We start from the raw sequence: 3005 nt of genomic DNA on the forward strand, positions 1-3005 counted from the left end.
CAGCCTCAGGAGGGTGTAGACATCAAAGATGTCGTCTGCCATCTTTGCAACTTCATTGTCGGTTCGAGCCGGCCACAGATGGTTATGAGGCCGAGGAAGCAGGTCACCAAAGGCAAATCCTATTCCGTTCACCATCTGTCCATGATTGAAGGCGTCGTATTCTTTCTCGCCATACGTCTCCATCACCTCCAGCCAGTTCGCTACGGAGTAGAGGGCAATGGCGGCCGTGGCGGACTGAAGATGGGGACGTTTATCCACGTCAACAGTGATCGTGATCTGGTAAGAGTTGTCGATTTCTCGGTAATGCATAGATTTCTTACCCATAACGAATCCGACTGTTATGTCTCAGGACATCGGTGACAGTTCCGCATCAGGACACCGGTGACACTTCCGACGGTCTTGATGGTGACACTTCGCGCCCCGACGTGATCCGCCCGTGGCGTCTGCGGCCCGCGCGAGCAGGAACGCCACCGTCCAGCGGCGGAGACCCGGTGTTGCGTCCAGTCCGGTCCGTCTTAGATGCGCTCAGGTCCCAGCCAGCCGCACGCCACTACAGGCGTCTGATCCATTGGGCGGTCGAGACTTGGTGTCCTGAAGGACCCGACGCGTTGCAGATGACGCTGTCGCTGTAGGGATGGGCCCGTTCATCTGCGGCGCTCACCTGCCGATAAGGGAGCATGGACTACGGGCCAGCCGACGAAGCGGTCGTGGTGACCGCCGCGCGGGGCGGCGATCAGGACGCGTTCGGGTCCCTCTACGATCGCCATGCCCAGCTGGTCTACCGCTACTGCCACCGGCATGCTCTTGATCCGTCGCAAGCTGAAGACCTCATGTCGGTCGTCTTCTTGGAAGCCTGGCGCTGTCGCTTGCACATCGCCTTGGTGGACGGCTCGGCAAGGGCCTGGCTGCTCGGTGTCGCCAAGAACGTCGTGCGCTCCAACGCCCGGACGAAACGCCGTCACGCCGAGGCCCTACAGCGCTACACCGCCACCCTTGAGGCAGACACGGTCGCTGACCACGCCCCCGCGATCGACGATCGCATCAGCGCCGCTTCCACAGCTCGCCTGGTGTGGACGCACATGATGCTCCTGCCCTCTCCCGAGCGGGCAGTCGCCGAGCTGTGCTTGCTGGAAGACCTCAGCGTTGCCCAGGCCGCTGTAGTACTGGGGCAGCGCCCCAACACCGTCAAAAGCCGCCTAAGTCGCGCCCGCAGCCGACTCCGCTCAGTAGCCCAGACGGGTGACATCGAGACCCCACGCCGAGCTAGGGGCCACGTAGGAGATGAGCGCACACCGCGCGCACCGATCGAGACCCTGGAGCTGACGTGACCTCGCCGAGAGATCCGTACCCCGTCCTAGGCTCCGAACGCCTCGCCCGACGGAGGGAGCACCTCATGAGCACCATCGACGGCGATCTTCGCGCTGAGCGGACAGCCACCACATCGACCTCGCGTCCGGCTCTGGGTGCGCGACTGCACGCTCACCGCGCCGCCCTTATCGCAGCGCTCGTGACCGTTGGCCTAGGTGGCCTCGGTGTCGGGGCAACCGCCATGGCCGGCGGCTTTGCAGTCACTCAGCAAGACAACGGTGTGGTGATGAACGATCTCAGCCGTGTGGCGAACATCTACGACGGCCGAGTGGTCAGCCTGAAGGAGATTGAGCAGCTTAACGACGAGGGCAAGGCGAAGTTCACCATCGCCTCCCCGGAACTGACCTGTCAGGGGGTCGCACTCTACGTCGACACCGCTGCCGAGGCCGATGCATATGACCTTGGGTACCGGGAACGCTCCAAGGCTCGTGCCGCTGCTGGCATGCCCAGCGGCGGCGCAGGACCGTGCGCTGTCTACCAGGATGCTCCCAACTTTGTTCCGCCTGGTGTTGAACTGCCAGCGACTTCGGCGCAGCAGCCATGAGCAGGCAATCGAGTCCTCCACCGGACCGGAGTCGTCACTACGTCAGCGACTCCATTCGTTGGTCCGCAGTGCATCGCTCCACTCGCGTTCAGCCCACGACCATCACCTTCGGCTGGCGCGGCAAGACGGCCTTGAGCTTGCCGCCCATCCTGGTGTTCGCCTTCTGGATCTACTCAGGCGTTTTCAACTTTGGCGCGGCGGCGCTGGGGATTGGCTTGCCGATGTTGTGGGCCATCGGGTGGTGGCTGAAGCAGGTCTGGGTCGCCGGTCCGGATGAGCGATCTCGCAGTGACGTTCACCAGGACATCGACACTACCTCGGCGCCGCCTTTGCGCCCTGACCTAGCCAAGGCCCACCCCGGGCTGGTCTTCCTCTACACCGACCCGCCACAGCCTCAGTGAGCTTATCGAGGCGCCGTACGGCAGTCCGGAAGGCGTGTGCCCGCGGAAGCGGTACGCGACACGCGTCATGATGATGGCCGGGCACCGTTTGGTGCCCGGCCATCGTCACGTCTTGATCAGGAGCAGGTGGAGCGACCAGACTCGAAGTTGTTGGTCTGGGCGTCGTTGAACCGGTAATACTCCGTGATGTTGGGGCTGCCGTAGAAGCGGGCCTCGGTGTAGGTGTAGTTGGGGCCGGGGTAGAGGCGGATGAGGATTTGGCAACCGACCGTGTTGTATCCGATCAATAGGCTGTTCCCCTTGTTCTGCCAGCCGTACGTGCTGAACGCCGGCTCGCTGTTGTTCAAGGAGAAGGGGAACATGTCGCCGACGCAGTTGTAGCCGTCGTACATCCTGCTGATGTTGCGCTGGGAGTAACACGTCGTAGGCAGAGCGGCCATGGTCCGCGAGGTGGATGCGGTCGTTGAGGTGGATGCGACCTTCGCGGTGGAGACCGGCTTGAGCGTCTTTCCGTAGGCGTCCGCTGCGGCGCGGGAGTCGAAAGCGTGGGCGATGCCCTGACGGGAAGACGCGGGGTCGTAGACGATGACGAACTCCTTGAGCCTTTGTCAGTAGCGGTTCTCCATCTGGCTGAGGACGAGGGCCGTGGCGATGATCGCGGTGATGCGCCACGGGCAGAGGCTGACGTGGCG

Annotated in this window: 5 protein-coding genes; 3 read left to right on the top strand and 2 right to left on the bottom strand. The window is 63.1% G+C overall.

What is annotated here, in order from left to right:
- On the bottom strand, nt 1-258 hold a 258-nt coding region (locus tag AB0637_RS24855; protein ID WP_366175466.1), incomplete at its 3' end, for a hypothetical protein.
- A gap of 449 nt (nt 259-707) precedes the next feature.
- Here AB0637_RS24855 and AB0637_RS24860 point away from each other — a divergent pair.
- The 3 genes from AB0637_RS24860 to AB0637_RS24870 all read left to right on the top strand — a co-directional run bounded on the left by AB0637_RS24860 (nt 708) and on the right by AB0637_RS24870 (nt 2313).
- Nucleotides 708-1328, top strand: a complete 621-nt coding sequence (locus AB0637_RS24860) for a sigma-70 family RNA polymerase sigma factor (RefSeq protein ID WP_366175467.1) — start codon at nt 708-710, stop codon at nt 1326-1328.
- 65 nt (nt 1329-1393) lie between these two features.
- Nucleotides 1394-1912, top strand: coding sequence for a hypothetical protein (locus AB0637_RS24865; protein WP_366175468.1), 519 nt, complete (start codon nt 1394-1396; stop codon nt 1910-1912).
- Nucleotides 1909-2313, top strand: a complete 405-nt coding sequence (locus AB0637_RS24870) for a hypothetical protein (RefSeq protein WP_366175469.1) — start codon at nt 1909-1911, stop codon at nt 2311-2313. Before AB0637_RS24865 ends, AB0637_RS24870 begins: the two co-directional genes overlap by 4 nt.
- 116 nt (nt 2314-2429) lie before the next feature.
- On the opposite strand, the gene AB0637_RS24875 is transcribed toward AB0637_RS24870, so the two are convergent.
- On the bottom strand, nt 2430-2705 hold the full coding sequence (locus AB0637_RS24875) for a hypothetical protein (RefSeq protein WP_366175470.1): 276 nt from the start codon (nt 2703-2705) through the stop codon (nt 2430-2432).
- Between the last annotated feature and the right edge of the window lie 300 nt (nt 2706-3005).

Source organism: Kineococcus sp. NPDC059986 (assembly GCF_040702905.1).
Classification (GTDB): Bacteria; Actinomycetota; Actinomycetes; order Actinomycetales; family Kineococcaceae; genus Kineococcus.

Excerpts from the sequence above, each read along its gene's own strand:
- AB0637_RS24865 (WP_366175468.1), top strand. The coding sequence starts at position 1,394 with ATGAGCACCATCGACGGCGATCTTCGCGCTGAGCGGACAGCCACCACA.
- AB0637_RS24875 (WP_366175470.1), bottom strand. The coding sequence starts at position 2,705 with ATGTACGACGGCTACAACTGCGTCGGCGACATGTTCCCCTTCTCCTTG.
- AB0637_RS24870 (WP_366175469.1), top strand. The coding sequence starts at position 1,909 with ATGAGCAGGCAATCGAGTCCTCCACCGGACCGGAGTCGTCACTACGTC.